Raw genomic sequence first — 15,334 nt, forward strand, 5'->3', positions numbered from 1 at the left:
GGCCTAGTGCGGGGCGGCCGGCCATCCGATCCCACCACACGAGAGGCACCACCATGACCACCAGCCCTGCCGAACTTCCGCCCGCCTCGCAGAAGCTGCTGCTGGAACTCGCCCGCCGCGACACCGGAGACGGCGTCGCCGTCCGCTACTCCGGCCGCGACCGCTGGTACCTCGACAGCGTCAGCACCCAGGGCCTCTACAGCACTCGCCTCTTCCCCGCCCTGTGCAAGGCCGGTCTGACAACGGGATGGGACGAGTACGGCGAGAGCCCGCTCCACATCACCGAGGCCGGCCGGAAGCTGGCCGCCGAACTGGAGCAGCAGGCGAAGGCCCAGCGCGCGGCGAAGCAGTCCCGGCCGAAGGCGAACCCCGACGGACCGACGGCCATGCGCCTGCTGCGGGAGATCGCCAAGCAGCAGGAGCCGGTCCCGGTCTACGACGACGGGCGCCGACGCGTCTGGCAGCTCGGGTCGCGGGACGGGTTCAGCGCCTCTGTCGACATCTGGCTGGCGTTGGCCAAGGCCGACCGGATCCGCATCGACCGCACGTCCAGCATCGGCGGCCACCTCGTGACCGTGACCGACGCCGGCCGCGCACGCCTCGCCTCTGCCTGACCTGACCCGCCTGGCCGCCCCCACCACGGGGCGGCCCCACCACCCGGAGCACCTGATGACCCACGACCTCGCCGCCGCCCTCGAAGGCATGGAGCGGCTCATCACCACCAGCAGCCGCGACTGGGGCACCTACCGCGTCGACGCCTGGCTGTACGCCGTCCTCGTCGGCTGGGACTGCGAAGACACCACCCACGACGACACGTGCGTCCACGGCGCGCTCGAGGAGATGGCCTCCCGGCACGGCTGGGACGCGGACGCCGTCGCGAAGGCGCGTCGGTACCGGGCCGCGGTGCGCGCCGCTGTGTCTGCTGCCGTGGCCCCGCTCACCGGCCGCGCCGCGCTCCGCGAGGCCGTTGCTGAGGCCATTCATGCCGACCGTTTTCCCGACCACAGCTGGGAGCGGCAGCCCGAGGCGATCCGTGACGACTACCGCGGCACAGCCGACGCGGTGCTGGCGGTGCTGCCCGAGCCCGCCGACCGGACCGTCGTCCTCCGCGAAGCCGCCGAGGCCCTCGGTCGCATGGACTACGACACGGACAGCCGTGACTACGGCTACGACACGTACTGCGACGCCTGGAACGGCGGGGTCATGGACGGTGCCGACCTGCTGCGCCGCATGGCCGACGAGACGGCAACCGAGACGCCCGCCCGCACGCCGTGCAGCGTCCCCGAGTGCGACGCCGACGGCACCGGGGAGCCCTGCACCCGACACGAGCGCGAGGACGCCCACGCCGAGGGCGACCACGAACTGTGCGGCGCGGAATGCGAGCCCGCCGCCGGGGCGCGGCAGGACGGGGCGCAGTCGTCCCCTCCGCCCGCCTGAGCCCCACGGGAGGCGCTACACGCCCGCTGTAGCGCCTCCCGCCCGCCCGACGACTCTCGCACCGCCGGAACCCTCCCCGACGCCTCACAGGGCCGCACAGAGCTTTCGACCACCAACCCGTAGGCAAACCACCCGAAAGGCCAGCACCGTGACCGAACAGCCCTGCCCGTTCTGCGAGATCGTCGCTGGACGTGCGCTCGCCACCTACGTGCACGAATGGTCCGACGTCATCGCGATCGTTCCACTCAACCCCGTGGTCGATGGGCACATTCTCGTCATCCCGAAGCGGCACGTCCGCGACTTCGCGAGCGACCCCGCCGTCTCGGCTGACGCGATGTTCCACGCGGCGCAGCTCATGCGATGGACGGATCGACCCATGAACCTGATCACCAGCCGTGGTCGGGAGGCGACGCAGTCCGTGTTCCACCTGCACCTGCACCTCGTGCCCCGCGCTGAGAACGACGGCCTCGCATTGCCCTGGTACAGCGGGCGCGGGAAGCGGGTGGCGTCGTGAACCGCCGTGTCCCGGTTCGCTGGATTCCCGACGACGGCAGCGCGCAGATCCTCACCGCCTACGCCCGCCGCCGCGAACCCCTCCGCTCCGCCCTGCGGCGCGCGCTCCGGCTGCTCGCCCAGGCCGACGGCATCCTCGACCCGCGCGGACGGGTCCGGCAGCCCGGAGCCCAGCCGTGAGAGGACTGACTGCCCGACAGCGGCAGGTGCTGCTCCTTGCCGCCTCGGGCCACACCAGTGAGCAGGCCGGCCGTCGACTCGGCATCCGCCGCAGCACCGTCGACCGGCATCTCGGTGAGGCGTACCGGCTGCTCGACGCCCGCGACCGCACCCACGCGGTCGTCCTCGCGATCTACCACGGCCACATCACCCTTGCCGACCTCACCACCATCGCCACCGCCAACCAGACCAAGGGGCAAGCCGCATGACCGACCAGAAGACGCCTGACAGTCCCCAGGAGCGCCCGAAGGGGGGTTTCCCGACTCCAAGGGCATGCGAGGGGTGGAACGGCCCGCAGGCGGACGCTGACGGCCTTCGCCTGCGCGAGCTGATCACCGGGGCCCTCACCCACTGCCCCGACATCAGCACCTGGGACGCCATGGCCGGCGCCGTCCTCGACGCCATAACCCCCCACCTCGCCACACACCACCCGCACACCGTCGACCAGGCTGAGAAGCGACTCCGTCTCGCCCACCAGGCCCGCCGCGCCAAGGAACACCAACTCGACGACATCCGTCGCGCCCTGTGCGACATCGGATTCATGGAGGACGACGACCCGTACTCCCACGCCGACCTCGCCGACGTCATCCGGCAGAACGGGCAGGCAACGAACGCCGCGGCCGACCTGAAGACGCTGGGGCAGACCGCCCTCGGCTACCAGCAGCGCGCCTGGGACGCCGAAGCCGAGCTGAAGCAGGTGCAGACCGCCCTCGATCGGGTCCGCGCCCTGCACCCGCAGGAAGGCGACTACTGCGCCAACTGCACCGAGGACTACGGCCGCCTGTCCGCGCCCTGGCCCTGCCCCACCATCCGCGCCCTCAACCCGCCCGCCCGCAACGCCGGCCCGACCGTCGCCGAATGCGCCGAAGCCGACCGCGCCTACTGGACCGACAAACACGCAGGGGACCAGCCGTGACGTGGCAGCGGCAGGAGTCCACCAGCCGGTGCGACTCCTGCCGCGCCTACTGGTCAGTCCTGCAAGACCTCGGCGAGGAATGGGACGCCGCCGGCCGGCCCGCCGACCCCGACGGATGGGGCGTCCTCATCGGTCGCGGCCTCGTCGCCTACAGCCAGCACCTCGTCGACCACTTGCCCACCCAACCGAAGGAGCCGTCGTGACCGACACCAGCCCTGCCGCGCGAGCACTTCTCGTTGCGTTCGACGAGACCCAACTCGCCGAGATGCACGCCGCCGCGTCCGCCCGGATGAAGCGCGTGCGGGCCCTGCACCGGCAGGAGTACGACGCCTGCGACTGGTGCTCAACGAACGATCGACACGTGCCGTATCCGTGCCCGACGATCCGCGCACTCGACGGAGAGGAGCCGTCGTGATCCGTGACCCCGACTGCCTGCGCGTCGTCTGGCTGTTCAGCCGGCCGTACTGGTGGGACCGCCTCCCCGACGGCCGCCTCACCCTCGCACCCGCCACCTGGACCACGAAGGAGCCCTCGTGATCGTGTCCTGTGTCGCCCTGGCCGTCAGCGTCAGTGCCCTGGTGTACGTCCTGTGGAGTGGGCGCGTGACCCGGCGGATGCAGCGGCAGGCGGAGGTCTACTGGTACCTCGCCGCCGCACGAGCCGGTCGACGCCGGCGGCGGGCGGGGGAGTAGCCCAGGCTGTAACAGAATGATCACTCTGCGTCCGTGCTGGTGCCCCGCGCGGCAAACTGCCCACAACCACCACCAATCAACAGGACGCACCCCGTGATCAAACGCATCGCCTGGACTCTCGTCCCCCTCGCCAGCGCCGGACTCCTCGCCTTCGCGCCCTTCCTGTACCTGCACCTCACCCGCCGCACCCGCCGAGACCGCGGCCTCCTCGCCGGCAGCATCACAGCCGTCGTCGCCGAGGTCGTGATGCTCGCCCTCGTCGGCAGCGACACCATCGAAGGCCTCCCCGACTTCTTCGGCGGCGTGTACATCACCGTCCTCGCCGTCGTCGCCGCGATCCTCACCTGGATCGAAATGCGGCCCGGTAAGGAAGCCGCCGCCCTCCCCGGCCGCGCCTACCTGTAACCGTGCACGACAACGCCCCCGCACCTCGGCTTGAGGTGCGGGGGCGTTCGCTGTCGGGCCCTCGACCGATAGCGAACCCCTGGCATATGCCAGGTAGCGTCAGCGAGGAACGTTCCCCGGTGGTACCACCACTGCGGCCCAGGCCGTGCGCTACGGTGAAATCACGCTCCAAGAATCGCGCGGGCCAGGAGGCGACCATGAGCGAGCAGCCCTGGACCATCGAGTCCATCCGTGACGCCCTCGGCAACCCTGCCCTCGCCCAGCGCTTCCTCGCCGAGATCAACCGAGCGCCCGCCCACCAGCTCCTTGGCGTCTTCGCCCGCTGGGAACGCATCGCGAAGGACACGCTGGCAGCCGTCGAGCGGGGCCGCGCTATCGCTGCCGCTGAGGCCCGGGGTGAGGAGCCGACTGCGGGCTGGAGTGACGCGACCGACCGTGTCCTCACCGACGCCGACCGTATCCGAGCGTGCGGCGCCGCCTGATCGAGGAACGCGGCACACTGCGTGTCGCCATCCTGCTACTCTCTGCATCATCCCTGAGGCCCTTCACTCCCACTCTGCCTGGACCGACTAGGGGTGAGGTGCGCCCGTGTATCGCTTGAAGTACGACCCTGCCGCCGAAGCCGTCCATGAGGCGATGCCGCCGGCCGCGAGTGAAGCCCTCACCCTCGCGCTCGCTGAGGCCTGCCGTGACCCGCACGCCGTGACCGAGCCTTACGGCGAAGACGACGGCGTCGTCCGGATGATCGTCACCAAACAGGCCTTCGCCGTCCTCCTCATCGGCCAGGCGATGAAAACGATCACCGTACTGCAGGTCACCTACCTCGGGTGAAGACGACAGCGCCCCCGCCACCTCAACCCGAGGCGACGGAGGCGTTTCTTAGCACCCCCCTTGCTTTATTCTTAGGGGGGTGCTAAGTTTCTCGTGTCGGGAGGGAACGGCCCACCCGCAGAAGGGGGAAACATCATGCTCCGCGTCATCCGCTCCAGCATCCAGGGCATCGACATCGACACCGACCAGGCCGACGACTTCGAGGCCGCCATCAACGCCGCCCTCGGCCGCCGCGACGAGGTACGCGAGACCTTCAGCCTCGACGAGATCGGCCAGAAGGCCTACCACCTCGCCCTCATGCCCTACACCGACCCCAACGGCGAGCACCGGTGGGTCATCTTCGACAGCGGCCCCAGCGAGTGCGACTTCCAGGACACCGACGACCTCGACGAGGCAATCGCCGCCTACGAGGAGTGGGTGCGCGGCGCGACCGCCGGCGCTATGCCCTCCTACGACAAAGAAGGCGAAGAGCTCCCCATCTGGGACGAGACCGACGTCGAAGGCATCTCCGCCAAGGAGATCTACGACGGCGCCGCCAACAACGACACGGCCCGCCTGATCGACGCGGAATGGGCGCACGAGAAGTTCAGCAAGGCCGAGGAGAGCTACCAGCAGGCCACCCAGCGCCGGCAGATCGCCTTCGCCAAGATGATCGACTCCTGGGGGCGTGGCGGCCAGGCCATCCTGGCCAAGAGGGTCGACATCAAGGAACCCACGGTGAAGACCATCGCCGACAAGGGCCGCGCCCTGCTCGCCCAGCGCCGCGAGGACGACGGAAAGAGCGGCGAGTGACCCTGCGCCCTTCCCAGCTCCCGAGGGTGCGGCGGCAGACGCTGCGGCACCTTCGGGAGCCGTCTTCGTCCATCCGGTCCGGGACCGGCGCAGACATCGCAGAAGGCTTAGACGCTCTGGCGTCCATGCTTGAGGTCGGTGAGCTGTTCTGGGTACAGCAGGACATGGCCGCTCTCGCCATGCACGCCGGTGAGCAGCTCGCCGCCGCACGGTGGGCGACCGCGGACCGGCCGGCCCCGTGCGGGCTGCTGTACTGGCAGGACGGCATCGGCCACATGGAAGCGCAGGGCGTGCAGGTGCCGGTGGAGGCATGCGCGTGGGGCCCGTACCAGGACGAGCTGCTGGTGTGGCTGCTGATGTCCCGGGACCGGCTGGTGGCCGAGGCTGCGGCAGCCCGGCCCGAGCTGGAGGTGGTCGTCGAGAAGATCCCGCCGCTGATCCCGATCTATGCGGCGACGATTCCCGTCACGGCGGAGCCGCTGCCAATGGCACAGCTCGACTCTGAGATGCCCCAGCCGGTGGTGGCGGCGCTGGCGTCGGCGTGGCTGCTGATGCAGCAGCCGCTCCTCATCGACCGCACCCGGGAGCGGGCCGACAAGCCGACCGCGCGGGCCTATGCGCGGGATGGTCTGCCCGCCCCGGAGGTGACCGTCGTCGATCTGCGTCGCCAGTACACGCCGCAGGATCAGGACCCGGACCGGGAGACGGCCGGCTGGCATTACAAGCACAGGTGGGTCGTGTCGGGGCACTGGCGGAACGCCTGGCGACCGTCTGTTCAGGAGCACCGGAAGGTGTGGGTGCCCTCACACGTGAAGGGCCCGGAGGGTGCGCCGTTGTTGTCGACGGAGAAGGTCAACGTGTGGCGGCGGTAGGCCTGCACCGCGATGCCCCCGGCCGTTACAGCGGTCGGGGGCATCGTCGTTTCAGCGGAGAGTGGTGCCTGTCTCGTCCACGCCCAGGTAGGCATGTCCGCCGCCACCGGCTTCAATGCCGCCGTTCCACTTCCGCGCCACCTCGAGCGGCGCCGACGAAGCTACCCGGACCCTGGTCCGGTTACTGGGATTCCCAGCGGTCCACACTGCCCACCTTGCACGTGAACTTGCCCGAGATCTCCTTCAGCCCCATCGCGTCTTCCTTCGCCTTCTGCCCCGGCTCCAGCGCCGTCACGATGGTGCCGCCCTCCGCCAGACGCGTACCGTCCGCGCCATTGAACGACACCTGCACGTTCATGTCCTGCGTCTTATCGGTGGAGTTGACGACCTCAAGCTTCGCCACCGGATAGCCGAACTCATCCTTCGAACACGCGGTGATCTTCACGTCGGCTTTCGCATCCGGCTCCTGAGACGACTCCTTCTCATCCCCGCCCAACGCATCCGCGATGGCCGCACCAGCAGCCCTCTCCGCGATCTTCTCCTTCGTCGCCTCATCCAACCCCGCACACGACGCCGGCAACTCCTCCGCGTCCCTCGCCGCCTTGTCCCCGCCCATCGACTTCTTCACCTGCTCGGTCACGGCCTTCTCGCACGCCGCGGTGTCCGCCACTGCGGACGAGCCGCCGCTCTTCGCGTCGTCGCCCCCATCCCCACCACCACACCCCGACAGCATGACCACACCGGCGACAACGGCAGCAGACACGACGAAACCACGCATAAGAACCCCCGTAAGGACACAGACAGAAAAGAGCGGTGATCGAACCCGCACGAGTACAACTATCACGCACACACCACCAGCACGTCACGAACCGTCACCACCGTGACACGGGCGTAACACCCCACCACCGTCAGCACGCGACACGCCCGCTGGCCAGATCGCATCCTTGTCGACCAGTGCCACCCACACCACCCTGTACCGGGTCACTAGTGACCATGAGGGGGAAAAGTGCCATTCGGCAGTGGAGACAGGGTCCAGCTTCAGCAGATCCTCGACCAGCTCGGGAAACTCGCCACCGACCTCGCCGCCGTCAAGCAGCAGGTCGCCGACCAGCAGCACATGATCGACCAAGCCCGGCGGGACGCCACCGCCGCCATCACCAGCGGCCTCGCCGAGATCCGAGCCGTCGCCCGCGAAGCGCTCGGCCGCACCAGCGACGTCGCCACCGGACACCTCGCCAACATCGGCAGCGAACTCATCGCCATCCGCGGCGCCATCGGGCAGCTGGACGGCAGGCTACGGGAGACGCCGCCCCCAGTGCCGGAAGCGTCGGAGCTCAGGGAGGAGCCCGCCGCCACCCCCGAGCCGCAGCCCGTCGAGCACCCGGCACCCGAACCCGCGCCCGAACCCGAACCGACCATCGAACCCACAACCGAGCCCGATCCGGACATCCTCCGCGCCGCCGCCGGCATCGCCCACGCCACCGTCGAAGCCCACCGCGACACCTGGGCCTTCCTCATCCAAGTTGCGGGGAACGAGCAGCACTTCCACATCCCCGGCAAAGTCCAAGACGACGACGGCTTCGTCCAAGTCCGCTTCTCCGGCCCCAGCCTCGTAGCCGCCATCACCAGCCTCGACCACGTCCACCACACCGCCAACAGCCCCGTCACCCGAGCCATCGCCGCCCACATCCACGACAAAATCACCACAGCCGTACAGGCGATCATCGACCGCCCCCACCACGGCGACGGCGACGGAACACCCGTCCGCATCGTCATCGACGACCGCGCCACAACCAGCGAGGCTGCAGAGCAGTAGACGTGCGATGCCCCCGATCGCCGCTGCGATCGGGGGCATCGTCATGCTGTCAGACGGCGAAGCGTTCGATCTCGATCGCGAGTGCCCCCAGCGCCTCCTTCTCCGGCGGATAAATGGCCCGAATATTCGCGAGCTGCTGCTCGCGGCCCGCCGTGGGGTTCACGTTCGCCGGGCCCTCGCCGTCGAGGAGCGCCTCGAAGTCGTCATAAGCGGTCACCCGCAACACTCGGACGTCGCACGTCTCGTCGGTGCCCTTGATCCGGAACCGAATCGTGTCACCCGCAGCCATTCCGGCGAGGTGCGGATACCGCACTCGAACCTCGATCCTCTTACGGCCAGCGGCGACCAGGTCGAAGTACTGCCGGTACAGGTTCAACTCGTACCTACGGACGATGCCGGTATTGCTCATGAGGTAGTGGTCCTCCTTGTCGGTGCGGACATCAGCCGGCCAATCTCCCCAGCCGAGTACGAGCGGAAGAAGTGCCGCGGATCGGACAGGACAACCTCAGTCATGCCGAGCAGCCCGTCGGCGTACTCGGACAACGAGCCCGGCCACTCCCGGGTGTCGAGCATCCAAGGCGCAGCACCCTCGGGCAAGGACGCGCGCCCCTCCCGGATAAGCGACTTGGACAGCTTCGCACCGGTGTCCGTGACAACCTGCGGGCAAAACAACCGAGCGGGCAACTGCGCACCAACGAGCCCGATCGCGGTGAGCGCATTGTCGACGAGGGTTGAACCGAAAACCCAGTCCCCACCCTTCACCATCACACTCAAGCAGCCCCGGTCCGCGCCGGCAGCCAACTCCTTGACGAGGTTGCGGTACAGCGTCGCAAGATCGAGATAGCCACCACTGTCCGGAGCGATGACGATCTCGTATGGGCCGTGGTGAAGGCAGACCGCATGCACCACGGCGTGCTCGTCGCCGACCAGAATCCGAGTCCGCTCCGCGTACTTCTCAGCCCAGCCGCAGCCCGGCTTCGAGCACGGAACACGGACATGCGGAGTGCCGTGAGCCGGGTCAAGCCACCATCGGGCAGCGTCGATACGGCGATGCGCCCGTAACCAGGTACGGCGGAAGTGCCCATCGGCCTGCTGCCGGGAGTACATCTCGATCGAGTACGGGACCGACAGTCGCTCGGAAAGAGCTACGAACAGCGGCCGGTACAGGACGTCTACCTGATCGGCGAGAACATCCTCACCGAGCGCCTGAGCGTAGGCGCGCTGATACCGGTGCCCGGACCCCGAGTCCACAACGACCTCGTGAGGGGCATTGTCGAGAGCGCCGAACGCCACCTCGACAGGGATACCGAAACGCTGCCGAACCCGGGCAGCAGTGGCGAAGGTGAGGGACTGCACCAGCGAGGTGCCCAGGTGAGGCACACCGTTGATCTGAGTGCCGACCATGAACACGATGCGCTCAGGCGGCGCAGTGCGAATCCGCGGCGCAAGAACATCCTCGGCACGGCCGAGCGCGTTGGCGAGCACCGTGTTCGGGGAAACGGGATAGGCAGTCATGCTCTGCTCCCTGGACGGGTGGGGTCAGATTTCCGTGGTTGTGAACGGGGCCGGGAGCTTGGGCAGGTCGACGTCGAAGACCTGGGCGAGGAGGTAGCGGGCCATGGTTTCGTGCTCCAGCTCGCTGCGCCCGGCCGGCATGGCGAGGAGGACGTCGCCGTTCTTCCGCTGGACGGCCGCGCCGAAGAAGTCCCGGTCGGGGATCGCGCTGTCGATGATCTCGGCGCCCGTCTCGGCGAGCAGCTGCGGCAGCGGCGCGTCGAGCAAGTGGTCGGGGGAGAGGGGAAGCGCTACAGTCATGGGCAGACTCCAATCGCGCAGATTGAGTTCACGGTCAGCGGCTGGCACCGCTGATGACTTCGACGGCCGGGGTGTTGACGCACCTCGGCCGTTTACGTGCGTTCAAGCCGTCACGCAAAGTGCGGCGGCGAGCACGCTTAGACCGTAGACCTTATTCGCACTTGTATCAAGCCTTCGCGTTCGGCATGACAAAGCCCCCGGCATGAGCCGAGGGCTGTCGGACCTCTGATCAGTGCACTTCGATGTGGTAGCCCATCTTGAACCGGTGGGCCGGCTTCGTCAGTAGCGTGACCTCGATCGGCTTCTCGTCATCGCTGTAGACGATGCGGAAGATCTCGAGCACCGGTACGTCCCGTGGGATCTCCAACGCCTCGTACTCCTCCGTCGTGGCTGGCCTGGCGGCGACCGCGTCATCCTGGGATCGCGTCGGATACCCCATCTCTTCCAGTAGGGCAGGGGAGCCGCCGGGGATGAGTCGGCGGTCCGCAAGTCGCGTGCCGCGCGCCAACTCGATCGGGTAGTACGAGTGCACCAGCTCGGCCGGTTGGTCATCGAGGAATCCGATGCGGGAACGCAGCATCGCTGTTTCGCCCTCTTCGAGGCGTAGGGCTCGCGCGACCTCGAGGGGGGGTGCGACTTCGTGAACCTCGAGCATCCGATACTTGCCGCGCTGCTGTCTCTTGCTCGCTTCGGTCAGCCAGCGGTATGGCCGGCCCGGTTCCGAAGGGGCGATGTAGTGAGCGGGTTGGATGGTCTGCGCGCGACTGCTGCGCACGAATACGCCCACGCCGGTCTGGCCCTCAAGGAACCGCTCATCCTTGAGGATCTGGAGTGCGCGTTGGATCGTTACGTTGGACGTCTCGTACCTCGTGCGTAGTTCTTCGTTCGTGGGGACCTTGCGGCCGGGCTCCCAGTCGCCGGACATGATCAGCTTTCTTATGTCGGCGGCGATCCGTTCGGCAAGGGGGCGCTTGTCTTCGTGCGGCTCGGGCATGTCAGTCGACCTCGATCTCGTAGTGGAGGCGACGAGGCGCCTTCAGGACCATGAGTTGCACTTCGAAAGGGCTCCCGTCTTCGGTGGATGTGGTGCGTAGCAAGGTGAGGACGTTAGCCCCCTCGGGCAGGGCCAGCGCGTCGAGCTCAGTCTTGTCGGCGGCCCGGAACTCCAGGTCCTCGCTGACGTGGCGGGCCTGGTAGCCGAGTTCTGCCAGCAGTGTTGGGGCGCCGCCCTTGATCTTGCGCTTCTCGGTGAGGGCCGTGCCGCGGGCGATGGCGCGAGGGTAGTACGAATCGGCGAGTTCGATCACGTCTCCGTCGAGGGAGATGGCGCGGCGCCGGACGACTGCTGGCTCGCCGGGAGAGAGGCGCAGCGCCTCGGCTACCGCGCTAGGCGGGATGACCTCGGCAACCTCGGTGAGCTGCTGCCCTCCTCGCTCCCCGGCCTCTTTGCTCCAAGCGTCGGCCTGCCCGCTTCCCTGTGGCGCGATGTAAGCGAGTGAGTCGGATTGTCGCTGCTTATCGGTCATCTCCTGCGCCTCCTCCCCTGCTGACTATGTGGCTGCTGACCTCCCCACCTTAATCCTTTGATGCTTACGCCTGTCGGGGTGACTCTGGCCAGTTTCATGCCGTATGGCTTGCTACCTAGATACGTAAGGTATTAACGTCTGCTGACAGATGCGAAGCACTCGATCGGAGGCGTAATGCTGCGAGTTCGAGACGTCGCGACGCACTTCCGAGTGCACCCCGCGACCGTCTACCGCTGGATCCACCAGGGCTTTCTCCCGGCCTACAGGAACGGCCAGCCCTACAAGCCCGGAGACGGCGCAACCGGAGCCCTCCGGATCCCCGAGTCCGTCCTGAATTCGACGGCTCCCACCGAAGCCACTGAGGAGGCGGCGTGATGTCTACCACCGTCGAACCCCCCACCCCCGATTTGACCGCCCCGCTTTCCGCCTCTGCCGCTGCGCTGCTGGACCGGCTGCAGGCCGAGTTCCCGTTGGTGCGTGCGGTTGCCCAGTACGAGACGGCTGCGATGCACGCGGTGCAGCTCGCGGCGCTCGCCGTGGCCGGCGAGATGACCGACTTGGATGCGGACAGTCTGGCTGCGGCGGAGGACGTGATGTCCGCCGCTCGCGCGGTTCTCGCTGAGGCCGGCCGTCTCGACTTGATCGGGGAGGCGTCGTGAGCGATCCGACCCGCATCGACATGGCGGCCTCGAACGGCGAGGCCATCCGCGAGACGCTCGACAACGGCGGCCGACTGGAACTCCACGACTCCACTCGCCCCGACGTCGCCCCGATCGTTCTGGACGACTTCCTGATGGCCGTGATGCGGGGTGAGGTCCGGTGACCGCCCGCGAGATCCTCGACCGGTTCCCGGCTGGTGGCCCGCGCGGGTCGTGGCCGGCGGAGGAGAAGGCCGCCGAGCTCACCGCTGCTGGTACGCCCGCGACCGTCCGTATGGACCTCGAATCTGACCAGTTCCTCGTCGTTGAGGAGGTGGCGTGATGTCCCGTATCGAGCTGGACGCCGCCGACCGTGGGTCGGTGGGCCGGGCCCGTGAGGTGCTCGCCACCGCGAGGGCGACCGACTACGCGGCGCTGTCCCGCGCGGATCTGCTGATGCTGGTCGGTGATCTGCAGGGGCAGCTGGGCATCGTCCTCCGCGTCGTCGAGGGCGGTGAGGTCCGGTGAGCGCCGACCTGGCCCTGTTGCACGCGAAGCGGGAGACCGCGGATCGGATTGCCGCCCGGGTTGGTGACTGGGACGGCGGGGAGTCGTCGCGGCTGATGGTCGCGGTGATCGACCCGGAGACGAACACCCGACTGGCGACGGCGTTCGTCACCGTCCGGCCCGAGCCGGCCACCCCGCGCCTGTACCTCGTCGGGGAGGCGTCGTGAGCGCCGAGCACGAGAAGGTCAAGGACCCGCTGCCGATCCGGCCGCCGCGCCCCCACCCGCAGGGCTTCATCTGCTGGCTTGACGAGGAGGGCCACAAGAAGCTCTCCGAGAAGGTCCGCGAGGTCAACAAGCAGTCGCAGCAGCGGCCCCGCTAGCCCCCTTGTTCTGTCGCGGGGGGCGGTTTCCGACCCCCTGTCCCGCCCCCGCGGCCCACCACTCCTATTCCGGCATGACCAACCGAGGAGATCAGCCATGCCTTCTTCCGTCGAGATCACCGACCACCGGTACAGGTGCACGGTTCACGACGGTGAGCAGTGCGACGGGCACTGTGTCGTGACCCCCGAGTCGATCCTGGCCGTCGCCGACATCGTCACGGATGTGACCGAGCAGCCCGCGGCGACGTCCTTGTCCGAGCTCGCCGACCAGCTCGACGCGGCGTACATGCGCATGGAGGACGCCGGTATCGACGGCGCCGAGGACGTGGGTCGGGCCGCCGTCTTCATCGGTGAGGCCGCCGACGCCACGGGGAGCGAGCAGGCGATCTTGCTGGCGAAGGCGCGCGGCCTGCTGAGCGGCCTCCGCGACCTGGTCGAGCAGTACCGCAACACGGACTAACCCTCTGAGCTTCACATCACCCCATCCCACTGCACTCGAAAGGGCTACCCCTGTCATGTCTCCGTTCATCTCCGACGCCGACCTCTCCCGCACCGAGCTGGGCCGGCGTGTCCGGTCCACGACGACGATCGCCGACCTGTTCGGTGACGCCCTCGACCGGGCGCTGTACCGGGAGGACGTCTACGCGGTGCCGCTCGCCGAGCGGTCGACGTGCCCGATCCACCTGGACTGGGTGACCGGCTGCGCCGAGCTCCACCTGCACTACCCGGCCGCCGCCTGATGGGCCTCCGCCGCCGCCAGGAGCCGACCGGCTACCGGCCCACCGAGACGGAAGTGCAGGACGCTGCCGCCCGGCTCAACACCGGAAGCCCGCACGCCGCCTACGACCTGGCCGCCCACTCCGGCGACCGCCGGCAGGAGACCGCGATGCGGATCCTCGGCCACTGCGCGCAGGACCCCGAATAGCCCACCCACCGACCCGAGAGGACACCGCAGATGAGCAACGACGACTTCCAGGACCGCATGTTCCTGGCGTCAGAGGCCGTGTACGAGCAGATCGAGCAGGGCCAGCCCGTGGACGTGCCGGCCGCCCTCATGGACGCGCAGGTCCAGGCGTCCGACGACTCCTACTGACCCGAGAGGACCCGCCATGTTCGGCACCCGCCACAAGACGCGCGTCGAGCGCACCCACGACGACCGCTACCAGGCCGTGTGCAGCTGCGGACACCGCAGCTGGGACTGCGTCAGCTACCGGTCCGCCGCCCAGGCCGGCCGCGAGCACGAGAACAGCGCCCGCAAGTGACCCACCCGCCCCGGAGTACGGCGTGATGCTGCCGGATCGAATCCGGCCCGGGGCACGCACCACCACCCGATCCGATCACTCAAAAAGGGAGAAACCCTGATGGCTTGGTACAACAAGGCGAGCGACGCGGACCTCCAGCAGAGCATGGACCTGGCCTGCGCCGCCGCGAAGGACGCCCGTGAGAACGGTGACCGCGAGCGTGAGGCCGCCTTCCACGAGGACCTGAACGGCATGGTGACCGAGGCCCAGAACCGCGGTTGGACGCAGGGTTCCGGCTGGAAGGCCGGCCGCCGATGAACGTCACCGTCACATCGTTTGGCTACCTGCATGGGGAGCCGCCCGCCGCGCACCTGACCGTTGATCTCCGCCACCACTTCCGGGACCCGCACGTCTCCCCGGAGTTGCGGCACATGACCGCCCACGACAGCGAGGTCCGCCAGGCCGTCCTCCGCACGCCCGGCATCCCGGCTCTGATCGACGCGGTCTCCGATGCGGTCGTGGCCTACCGGCACGGTCCCGGCGGCCAAGACGTGGAGGTGGCGGTCGGTTGCGCTGGCGGACGCCACCGGGCTGGGGTCGTTGCCGCCGCGATCCGCACGGCCCTTGCTGATGAGGGCGTCCCGGCCACCGTCGTGCACCGCGACCTGGACAAGCCCGTCATCGACCGCTGACCGGTTGCCCGCCCCGCCCGTCTCGCACGGGCGGGGTCGA

At 68.6% G+C, this 15,334-nt stretch carries 36 protein-coding genes; 30 read left to right on the forward strand and 6 right to left on the reverse strand.

The window, feature by feature from the left end:
• Nucleotides 1-53 precede the first annotated feature (53 nt).
• From KYY02_RS19660 to KYY02_RS19730, 15 genes are all read left to right on the forward strand, one after another.
• On the forward strand, nt 54-614 hold the full coding sequence (locus KYY02_RS19660; protein ID WP_371239586.1) for a hypothetical protein: 561 nt from the start codon (nt 54-56) through the stop codon (nt 612-614).
• 55 nt (nt 615-669) lie between these two features.
• On the forward strand, nt 670-1,437 hold the full coding sequence (locus KYY02_RS19665) for a hypothetical protein (protein ID WP_371239588.1): 768 nt from the start codon (nt 670-672) through the stop codon (nt 1,435-1,437).
• 148 nt (nt 1,438-1,585) lie between these two features.
• Nucleotides 1,586-1,951 carry an HIT family protein gene (locus KYY02_RS19670; RefSeq protein WP_371239590.1) on the forward strand — a complete coding sequence of 122 codons (366 nt, stop codon included), beginning with the start codon at nt 1,586-1,588 and terminating at the stop codon, nt 1,949-1,951.
• Nucleotides 1,948-2,130, forward strand: coding sequence for a hypothetical protein (locus KYY02_RS19675; protein ID WP_371239592.1), 183 nt, complete (start codon nt 1,948-1,950; stop codon nt 2,128-2,130). The genes KYY02_RS19670 and KYY02_RS19675 overlap by 4 nt, the downstream gene beginning before the upstream one ends.
• Entirely contained in the window at nt 2,127-2,378 is a 252-nt protein-coding gene (locus KYY02_RS19680; RefSeq protein ID WP_371239594.1) for a response regulator transcription factor, read from the forward strand. The genes KYY02_RS19675 and KYY02_RS19680 overlap by 4 nt, the downstream gene beginning before the upstream one ends.
• On the forward strand, nt 2,375-3,085 hold the full coding sequence (locus tag KYY02_RS19685) for a hypothetical protein (protein ID WP_371239596.1): 711 nt from the start codon (nt 2,375-2,377) through the stop codon (nt 3,083-3,085). The genes KYY02_RS19680 and KYY02_RS19685 overlap by 4 nt, the downstream gene beginning before the upstream one ends.
• Complete coding sequence (locus tag KYY02_RS19690; protein WP_371239598.1) at nt 3,082-3,288, forward strand: hypothetical protein; 207 nt, start codon at nt 3,082-3,084, stop codon at nt 3,286-3,288. Before KYY02_RS19685 ends, KYY02_RS19690 begins: the two co-directional genes overlap by 4 nt.
• Complete coding sequence (locus tag KYY02_RS19695) at nt 3,285-3,500, forward strand: hypothetical protein (protein ID WP_371239600.1); 216 nt, start codon at nt 3,285-3,287, stop codon at nt 3,498-3,500. Before KYY02_RS19690 ends, KYY02_RS19695 begins: the two co-directional genes overlap by 4 nt.
• Nucleotides 3,497-3,622 carry a hypothetical protein gene (locus KYY02_RS19700; RefSeq protein WP_371239602.1) on the forward strand — a complete coding sequence of 42 codons (126 nt, stop codon included), beginning with the start codon at nt 3,497-3,499 and terminating at the stop codon, nt 3,620-3,622. Before KYY02_RS19695 ends, KYY02_RS19700 begins: the two co-directional genes overlap by 4 nt.
• Nucleotides 3,619-3,777 (forward strand): hypothetical protein, encoded by a 159-nt coding sequence (locus KYY02_RS19705; protein ID WP_371239604.1) that lies wholly within the window; start codon nt 3,619-3,621, stop codon nt 3,775-3,777. Before KYY02_RS19700 ends, KYY02_RS19705 begins: the two co-directional genes overlap by 4 nt.
• Nucleotides 3,778-3,870: 93 nt before the next feature.
• Nucleotides 3,871-4,182: a hypothetical protein gene (locus KYY02_RS19710; protein ID WP_371239606.1), complete on the forward strand. Its 312-nt coding sequence runs from the start codon at nt 3,871-3,873 to the stop codon at nt 4,180-4,182.
• A 197-nt stretch (nt 4,183-4,379) separates the two neighbouring features.
• Nucleotides 4,380-4,664: a hypothetical protein gene (locus KYY02_RS19715; protein WP_371239608.1), complete on the forward strand. Its 285-nt coding sequence runs from the start codon at nt 4,380-4,382 to the stop codon at nt 4,662-4,664.
• A 106-nt stretch (nt 4,665-4,770) separates the two neighbouring features.
• A complete protein-coding gene (locus tag KYY02_RS19720; protein WP_371239610.1) occupies nt 4,771-5,013 on the forward strand; it encodes a hypothetical protein in 243 nt (80 codons plus the stop codon).
• Nucleotides 5,014-5,148: 135 nt separating this feature from the next.
• Entirely contained in the window at nt 5,149-5,805 is a 657-nt protein-coding gene (locus KYY02_RS19725) for a hypothetical protein (RefSeq protein WP_371239612.1), read from the forward strand.
• A gap of 125 nt (nt 5,806-5,930) precedes the next feature.
• Complete coding sequence (locus KYY02_RS19730) at nt 5,931-6,677, forward strand: hypothetical protein (RefSeq protein WP_371239614.1); 747 nt, start codon at nt 5,931-5,933, stop codon at nt 6,675-6,677.
• A 181-nt stretch (nt 6,678-6,858) separates the two neighbouring features.
• Here KYY02_RS19730 and KYY02_RS19735 read toward each other — a convergent pair whose 3' ends face one another.
• Nucleotides 6,859-7,455 carry a hypothetical protein gene (locus tag KYY02_RS19735; protein WP_371239616.1) on the reverse strand — a complete coding sequence of 199 codons (597 nt, stop codon included), beginning with the start codon at nt 7,453-7,455 and terminating at the stop codon, nt 6,859-6,861.
• 228 nt (nt 7,456-7,683) lie between these two features.
• Between KYY02_RS19735 and KYY02_RS19740 the strand changes: the two genes are divergently transcribed.
• Nucleotides 7,684-8,493: a hypothetical protein gene (locus tag KYY02_RS19740; RefSeq protein ID WP_371239617.1), complete on the forward strand. Its 810-nt coding sequence runs from the start codon at nt 7,684-7,686 to the stop codon at nt 8,491-8,493.
• Between the two features lie 49 nt (nt 8,494-8,542).
• Here KYY02_RS19740 and KYY02_RS19745 read toward each other — a convergent pair whose 3' ends face one another.
• From KYY02_RS19745 to KYY02_RS19765, 5 genes are all read right to left on the reverse strand, one after another.
• Nucleotides 8,543-8,902 (reverse strand): ASCH domain-containing protein, encoded by a 360-nt coding sequence (locus KYY02_RS19745; protein ID WP_371239618.1) that lies wholly within the window; start codon nt 8,900-8,902, stop codon nt 8,543-8,545.
• Nucleotides 8,899-10,008, reverse strand: a complete 1,110-nt coding sequence (locus KYY02_RS19750) for a hypothetical protein (protein WP_371239619.1) — start codon at nt 10,006-10,008, stop codon at nt 8,899-8,901. Before KYY02_RS19750 ends, KYY02_RS19745 begins: the two co-directional genes overlap by 4 nt.
• A gap of 24 nt (nt 10,009-10,032) precedes the next feature.
• Nucleotides 10,033-10,308, reverse strand: coding sequence for a hypothetical protein (locus KYY02_RS19755; protein WP_371239621.1), 276 nt, complete (start codon nt 10,306-10,308; stop codon nt 10,033-10,035).
• 229 nt (nt 10,309-10,537) lie between these two features.
• Nucleotides 10,538-11,302: a GntR family transcriptional regulator gene (locus KYY02_RS19760; RefSeq protein ID WP_371239622.1), complete on the reverse strand. Its 765-nt coding sequence runs from the start codon at nt 11,300-11,302 to the stop codon at nt 10,538-10,540.
• A 1-nt stretch (nt 11,303) separates the two neighbouring features.
• Nucleotides 11,304-11,834, reverse strand: coding sequence for a UTRA domain-containing protein (locus KYY02_RS19765; RefSeq protein WP_371239624.1), 531 nt, complete (start codon nt 11,832-11,834; stop codon nt 11,304-11,306).
• Between the two features lie 174 nt (nt 11,835-12,008).
• On the opposite strand from KYY02_RS19765, the gene KYY02_RS19770 reads away from it, so the two are divergent.
• The 14 genes from KYY02_RS19770 (at nt 12,009) to KYY02_RS19835 (ending at nt 15,294) form a co-directional block, all read left to right on the forward strand.
• Nucleotides 12,009-12,209, forward strand: coding sequence for a helix-turn-helix domain-containing protein (locus KYY02_RS19770; protein WP_371239626.1), 201 nt, complete (start codon nt 12,009-12,011; stop codon nt 12,207-12,209).
• Nucleotides 12,209-12,493 (forward strand): hypothetical protein, encoded by a 285-nt coding sequence (locus KYY02_RS19775; protein WP_371239628.1) that lies wholly within the window; start codon nt 12,209-12,211, stop codon nt 12,491-12,493. Before KYY02_RS19770 ends, KYY02_RS19775 begins: the two co-directional genes overlap by 1 nt.
• Nucleotides 12,490-12,657 (forward strand): hypothetical protein, encoded by a 168-nt coding sequence (locus KYY02_RS19780; RefSeq protein ID WP_371239630.1) that lies wholly within the window; start codon nt 12,490-12,492, stop codon nt 12,655-12,657. The genes KYY02_RS19775 and KYY02_RS19780 overlap by 4 nt, the downstream gene beginning before the upstream one ends.
• Nucleotides 12,654-12,815 (forward strand): DUF8839 family protein, encoded by a 162-nt coding sequence (locus tag KYY02_RS19785; RefSeq protein WP_371239632.1) that lies wholly within the window; start codon nt 12,654-12,656, stop codon nt 12,813-12,815. Before KYY02_RS19780 ends, KYY02_RS19785 begins: the two co-directional genes overlap by 4 nt.
• Entirely contained in the window at nt 12,815-13,000 is a 186-nt protein-coding gene (locus KYY02_RS19790) for a hypothetical protein (protein ID WP_371239634.1), read from the forward strand. Before KYY02_RS19785 ends, KYY02_RS19790 begins: the two co-directional genes overlap by 1 nt.
• Nucleotides 12,997-13,206 carry a hypothetical protein gene (locus KYY02_RS19795; protein ID WP_371239636.1) on the forward strand — a complete coding sequence of 70 codons (210 nt, stop codon included), beginning with the start codon at nt 12,997-12,999 and terminating at the stop codon, nt 13,204-13,206. Before KYY02_RS19790 ends, KYY02_RS19795 begins: the two co-directional genes overlap by 4 nt.
• Nucleotides 13,203-13,361 carry a hypothetical protein gene (locus KYY02_RS19800; RefSeq protein WP_371239638.1) on the forward strand — a complete coding sequence of 53 codons (159 nt, stop codon included), beginning with the start codon at nt 13,203-13,205 and terminating at the stop codon, nt 13,359-13,361. Before KYY02_RS19795 ends, KYY02_RS19800 begins: the two co-directional genes overlap by 4 nt.
• A 97-nt stretch (nt 13,362-13,458) precedes the next feature.
• Complete coding sequence (locus tag KYY02_RS19805; RefSeq protein WP_371239640.1) at nt 13,459-13,821, forward strand: hypothetical protein; 363 nt, start codon at nt 13,459-13,461, stop codon at nt 13,819-13,821.
• Nucleotides 13,822-13,876: 55 nt separating this feature from the next.
• Entirely contained in the window at nt 13,877-14,101 is a 225-nt protein-coding gene (locus tag KYY02_RS19810; protein ID WP_371239642.1) for a hypothetical protein, read from the forward strand.
• Nucleotides 14,101-14,286, forward strand: coding sequence for a hypothetical protein (locus tag KYY02_RS19815; RefSeq protein ID WP_371239644.1), 186 nt, complete (start codon nt 14,101-14,103; stop codon nt 14,284-14,286). Before KYY02_RS19810 ends, KYY02_RS19815 begins: the two co-directional genes overlap by 1 nt.
• Before the next feature lie 30 nt (nt 14,287-14,316).
• Entirely contained in the window at nt 14,317-14,454 is a 138-nt protein-coding gene (locus tag KYY02_RS19820; protein ID WP_371239646.1) for a hypothetical protein, read from the forward strand.
• Nucleotides 14,455-14,470: 16 nt separating this feature from the next.
• Nucleotides 14,471-14,623, forward strand: a complete 153-nt coding sequence (locus KYY02_RS19825) for a hypothetical protein (RefSeq protein ID WP_371239648.1) — start codon at nt 14,471-14,473, stop codon at nt 14,621-14,623.
• A gap of 99 nt (nt 14,624-14,722) precedes the next feature.
• The gene (locus KYY02_RS19830; protein ID WP_371239650.1) at nt 14,723-14,920 is read left to right on the forward strand and encodes a hypothetical protein; all 198 of its coding nucleotides are present in this window, start codon (nt 14,723-14,725) and stop codon (nt 14,918-14,920) included.
• Nucleotides 14,917-15,294, forward strand: a complete 378-nt coding sequence (locus tag KYY02_RS19835) for a RapZ C-terminal domain-containing protein (protein WP_371239652.1) — start codon at nt 14,917-14,919, stop codon at nt 15,292-15,294. The genes KYY02_RS19830 and KYY02_RS19835 overlap by 4 nt, the downstream gene beginning before the upstream one ends.
• The last annotated feature ends 40 nt before the right edge of the window (nt 15,295-15,334 follow it).

The organism is Streptomyces pimonensis, assembly GCF_041380215.1.
Taxonomy (GTDB): Bacteria; Actinomycetota; Actinomycetes; order Streptomycetales; family Streptomycetaceae; genus Streptomyces; species Streptomyces pimonensis.

What these genes read in the sequence shown, in the direction of transcription:
- KYY02_RS19730 (WP_371239614.1), top strand. Translation starts at nt 5,931, where the DNA reads ATGCTTGAGGTCGGTGAGCTGTTCTGGGTACAGCAGGACATGGCCGCT.
- KYY02_RS19835 (WP_371239652.1), top strand. Translation starts at nt 14,917, where the DNA reads ATGAACGTCACCGTCACATCGTTTGGCTACCTGCATGGGGAGCCGCCC.
- KYY02_RS19685 (WP_371239596.1), top strand. Translation starts at nt 2,375, where the DNA reads ATGACCGACCAGAAGACGCCTGACAGTCCCCAGGAGCGCCCGAAGGGG.
- KYY02_RS19790 (WP_371239634.1), top strand. Translation starts at nt 12,815, where the DNA reads ATGTCCCGTATCGAGCTGGACGCCGCCGACCGTGGGTCGGTGGGCCGG.
- KYY02_RS19830 (WP_371239650.1), top strand. Translation starts at nt 14,723, where the DNA reads ATGGCTTGGTACAACAAGGCGAGCGACGCGGACCTCCAGCAGAGCATG.
- KYY02_RS19825 (WP_371239648.1), top strand. Translation starts at nt 14,471, where the DNA reads ATGTTCGGCACCCGCCACAAGACGCGCGTCGAGCGCACCCACGACGAC.
- KYY02_RS19725 (WP_371239612.1), top strand. Translation starts at nt 5,149, where the DNA reads ATGCTCCGCGTCATCCGCTCCAGCATCCAGGGCATCGACATCGACACC.
- KYY02_RS19715 (WP_371239608.1), top strand. Translation starts at nt 4,380, where the DNA reads ATGAGCGAGCAGCCCTGGACCATCGAGTCCATCCGTGACGCCCTCGGC.
- KYY02_RS19750 (WP_371239619.1), bottom strand. Translation starts at nt 10,008, where the DNA reads ATGACTGCCTATCCCGTTTCCCCGAACACGGTGCTCGCCAACGCGCTC.
- KYY02_RS19775 (WP_371239628.1), top strand. Translation starts at nt 12,209, where the DNA reads ATGTCTACCACCGTCGAACCCCCCACCCCCGATTTGACCGCCCCGCTT.
- KYY02_RS19820 (WP_371239646.1), top strand. Translation starts at nt 14,317, where the DNA reads ATGAGCAACGACGACTTCCAGGACCGCATGTTCCTGGCGTCAGAGGCC.
- KYY02_RS19760 (WP_371239622.1), bottom strand. Translation starts at nt 11,302, where the DNA reads ATGCCCGAGCCGCACGAAGACAAGCGCCCCCTTGCCGAACGGATCGCC.
- KYY02_RS19765 (WP_371239624.1), bottom strand. Translation starts at nt 11,834, where the DNA reads ATGACCGATAAGCAGCGACAATCCGACTCACTCGCTTACATCGCGCCA.
- KYY02_RS19660 (WP_371239586.1), top strand. Translation starts at nt 54, where the DNA reads ATGACCACCAGCCCTGCCGAACTTCCGCCCGCCTCGCAGAAGCTGCTG.
- KYY02_RS19755 (WP_371239621.1), bottom strand. Translation starts at nt 10,308, where the DNA reads ATGACTGTAGCGCTTCCCCTCTCCCCCGACCACTTGCTCGACGCGCCG.
- KYY02_RS19810 (WP_371239642.1), top strand. Translation starts at nt 13,877, where the DNA reads ATGTCTCCGTTCATCTCCGACGCCGACCTCTCCCGCACCGAGCTGGGC.
- KYY02_RS19735 (WP_371239616.1), bottom strand. Translation starts at nt 7,455, where the DNA reads ATGCGTGGTTTCGTCGTGTCTGCTGCCGTTGTCGCCGGTGTGGTCATG.
- KYY02_RS19805 (WP_371239640.1), top strand. Translation starts at nt 13,459, where the DNA reads ATGCCTTCTTCCGTCGAGATCACCGACCACCGGTACAGGTGCACGGTT.
- KYY02_RS19815 (WP_371239644.1), top strand. Translation starts at nt 14,101, where the DNA reads ATGGGCCTCCGCCGCCGCCAGGAGCCGACCGGCTACCGGCCCACCGAG.
- KYY02_RS19665 (WP_371239588.1), top strand. Translation starts at nt 670, where the DNA reads ATGACCCACGACCTCGCCGCCGCCCTCGAAGGCATGGAGCGGCTCATC.
- KYY02_RS19770 (WP_371239626.1), top strand. Translation starts at nt 12,009, where the DNA reads ATGCTGCGAGTTCGAGACGTCGCGACGCACTTCCGAGTGCACCCCGCG.
- KYY02_RS19745 (WP_371239618.1), bottom strand. Translation starts at nt 8,902, where the DNA reads ATGAGCAATACCGGCATCGTCCGTAGGTACGAGTTGAACCTGTACCGG.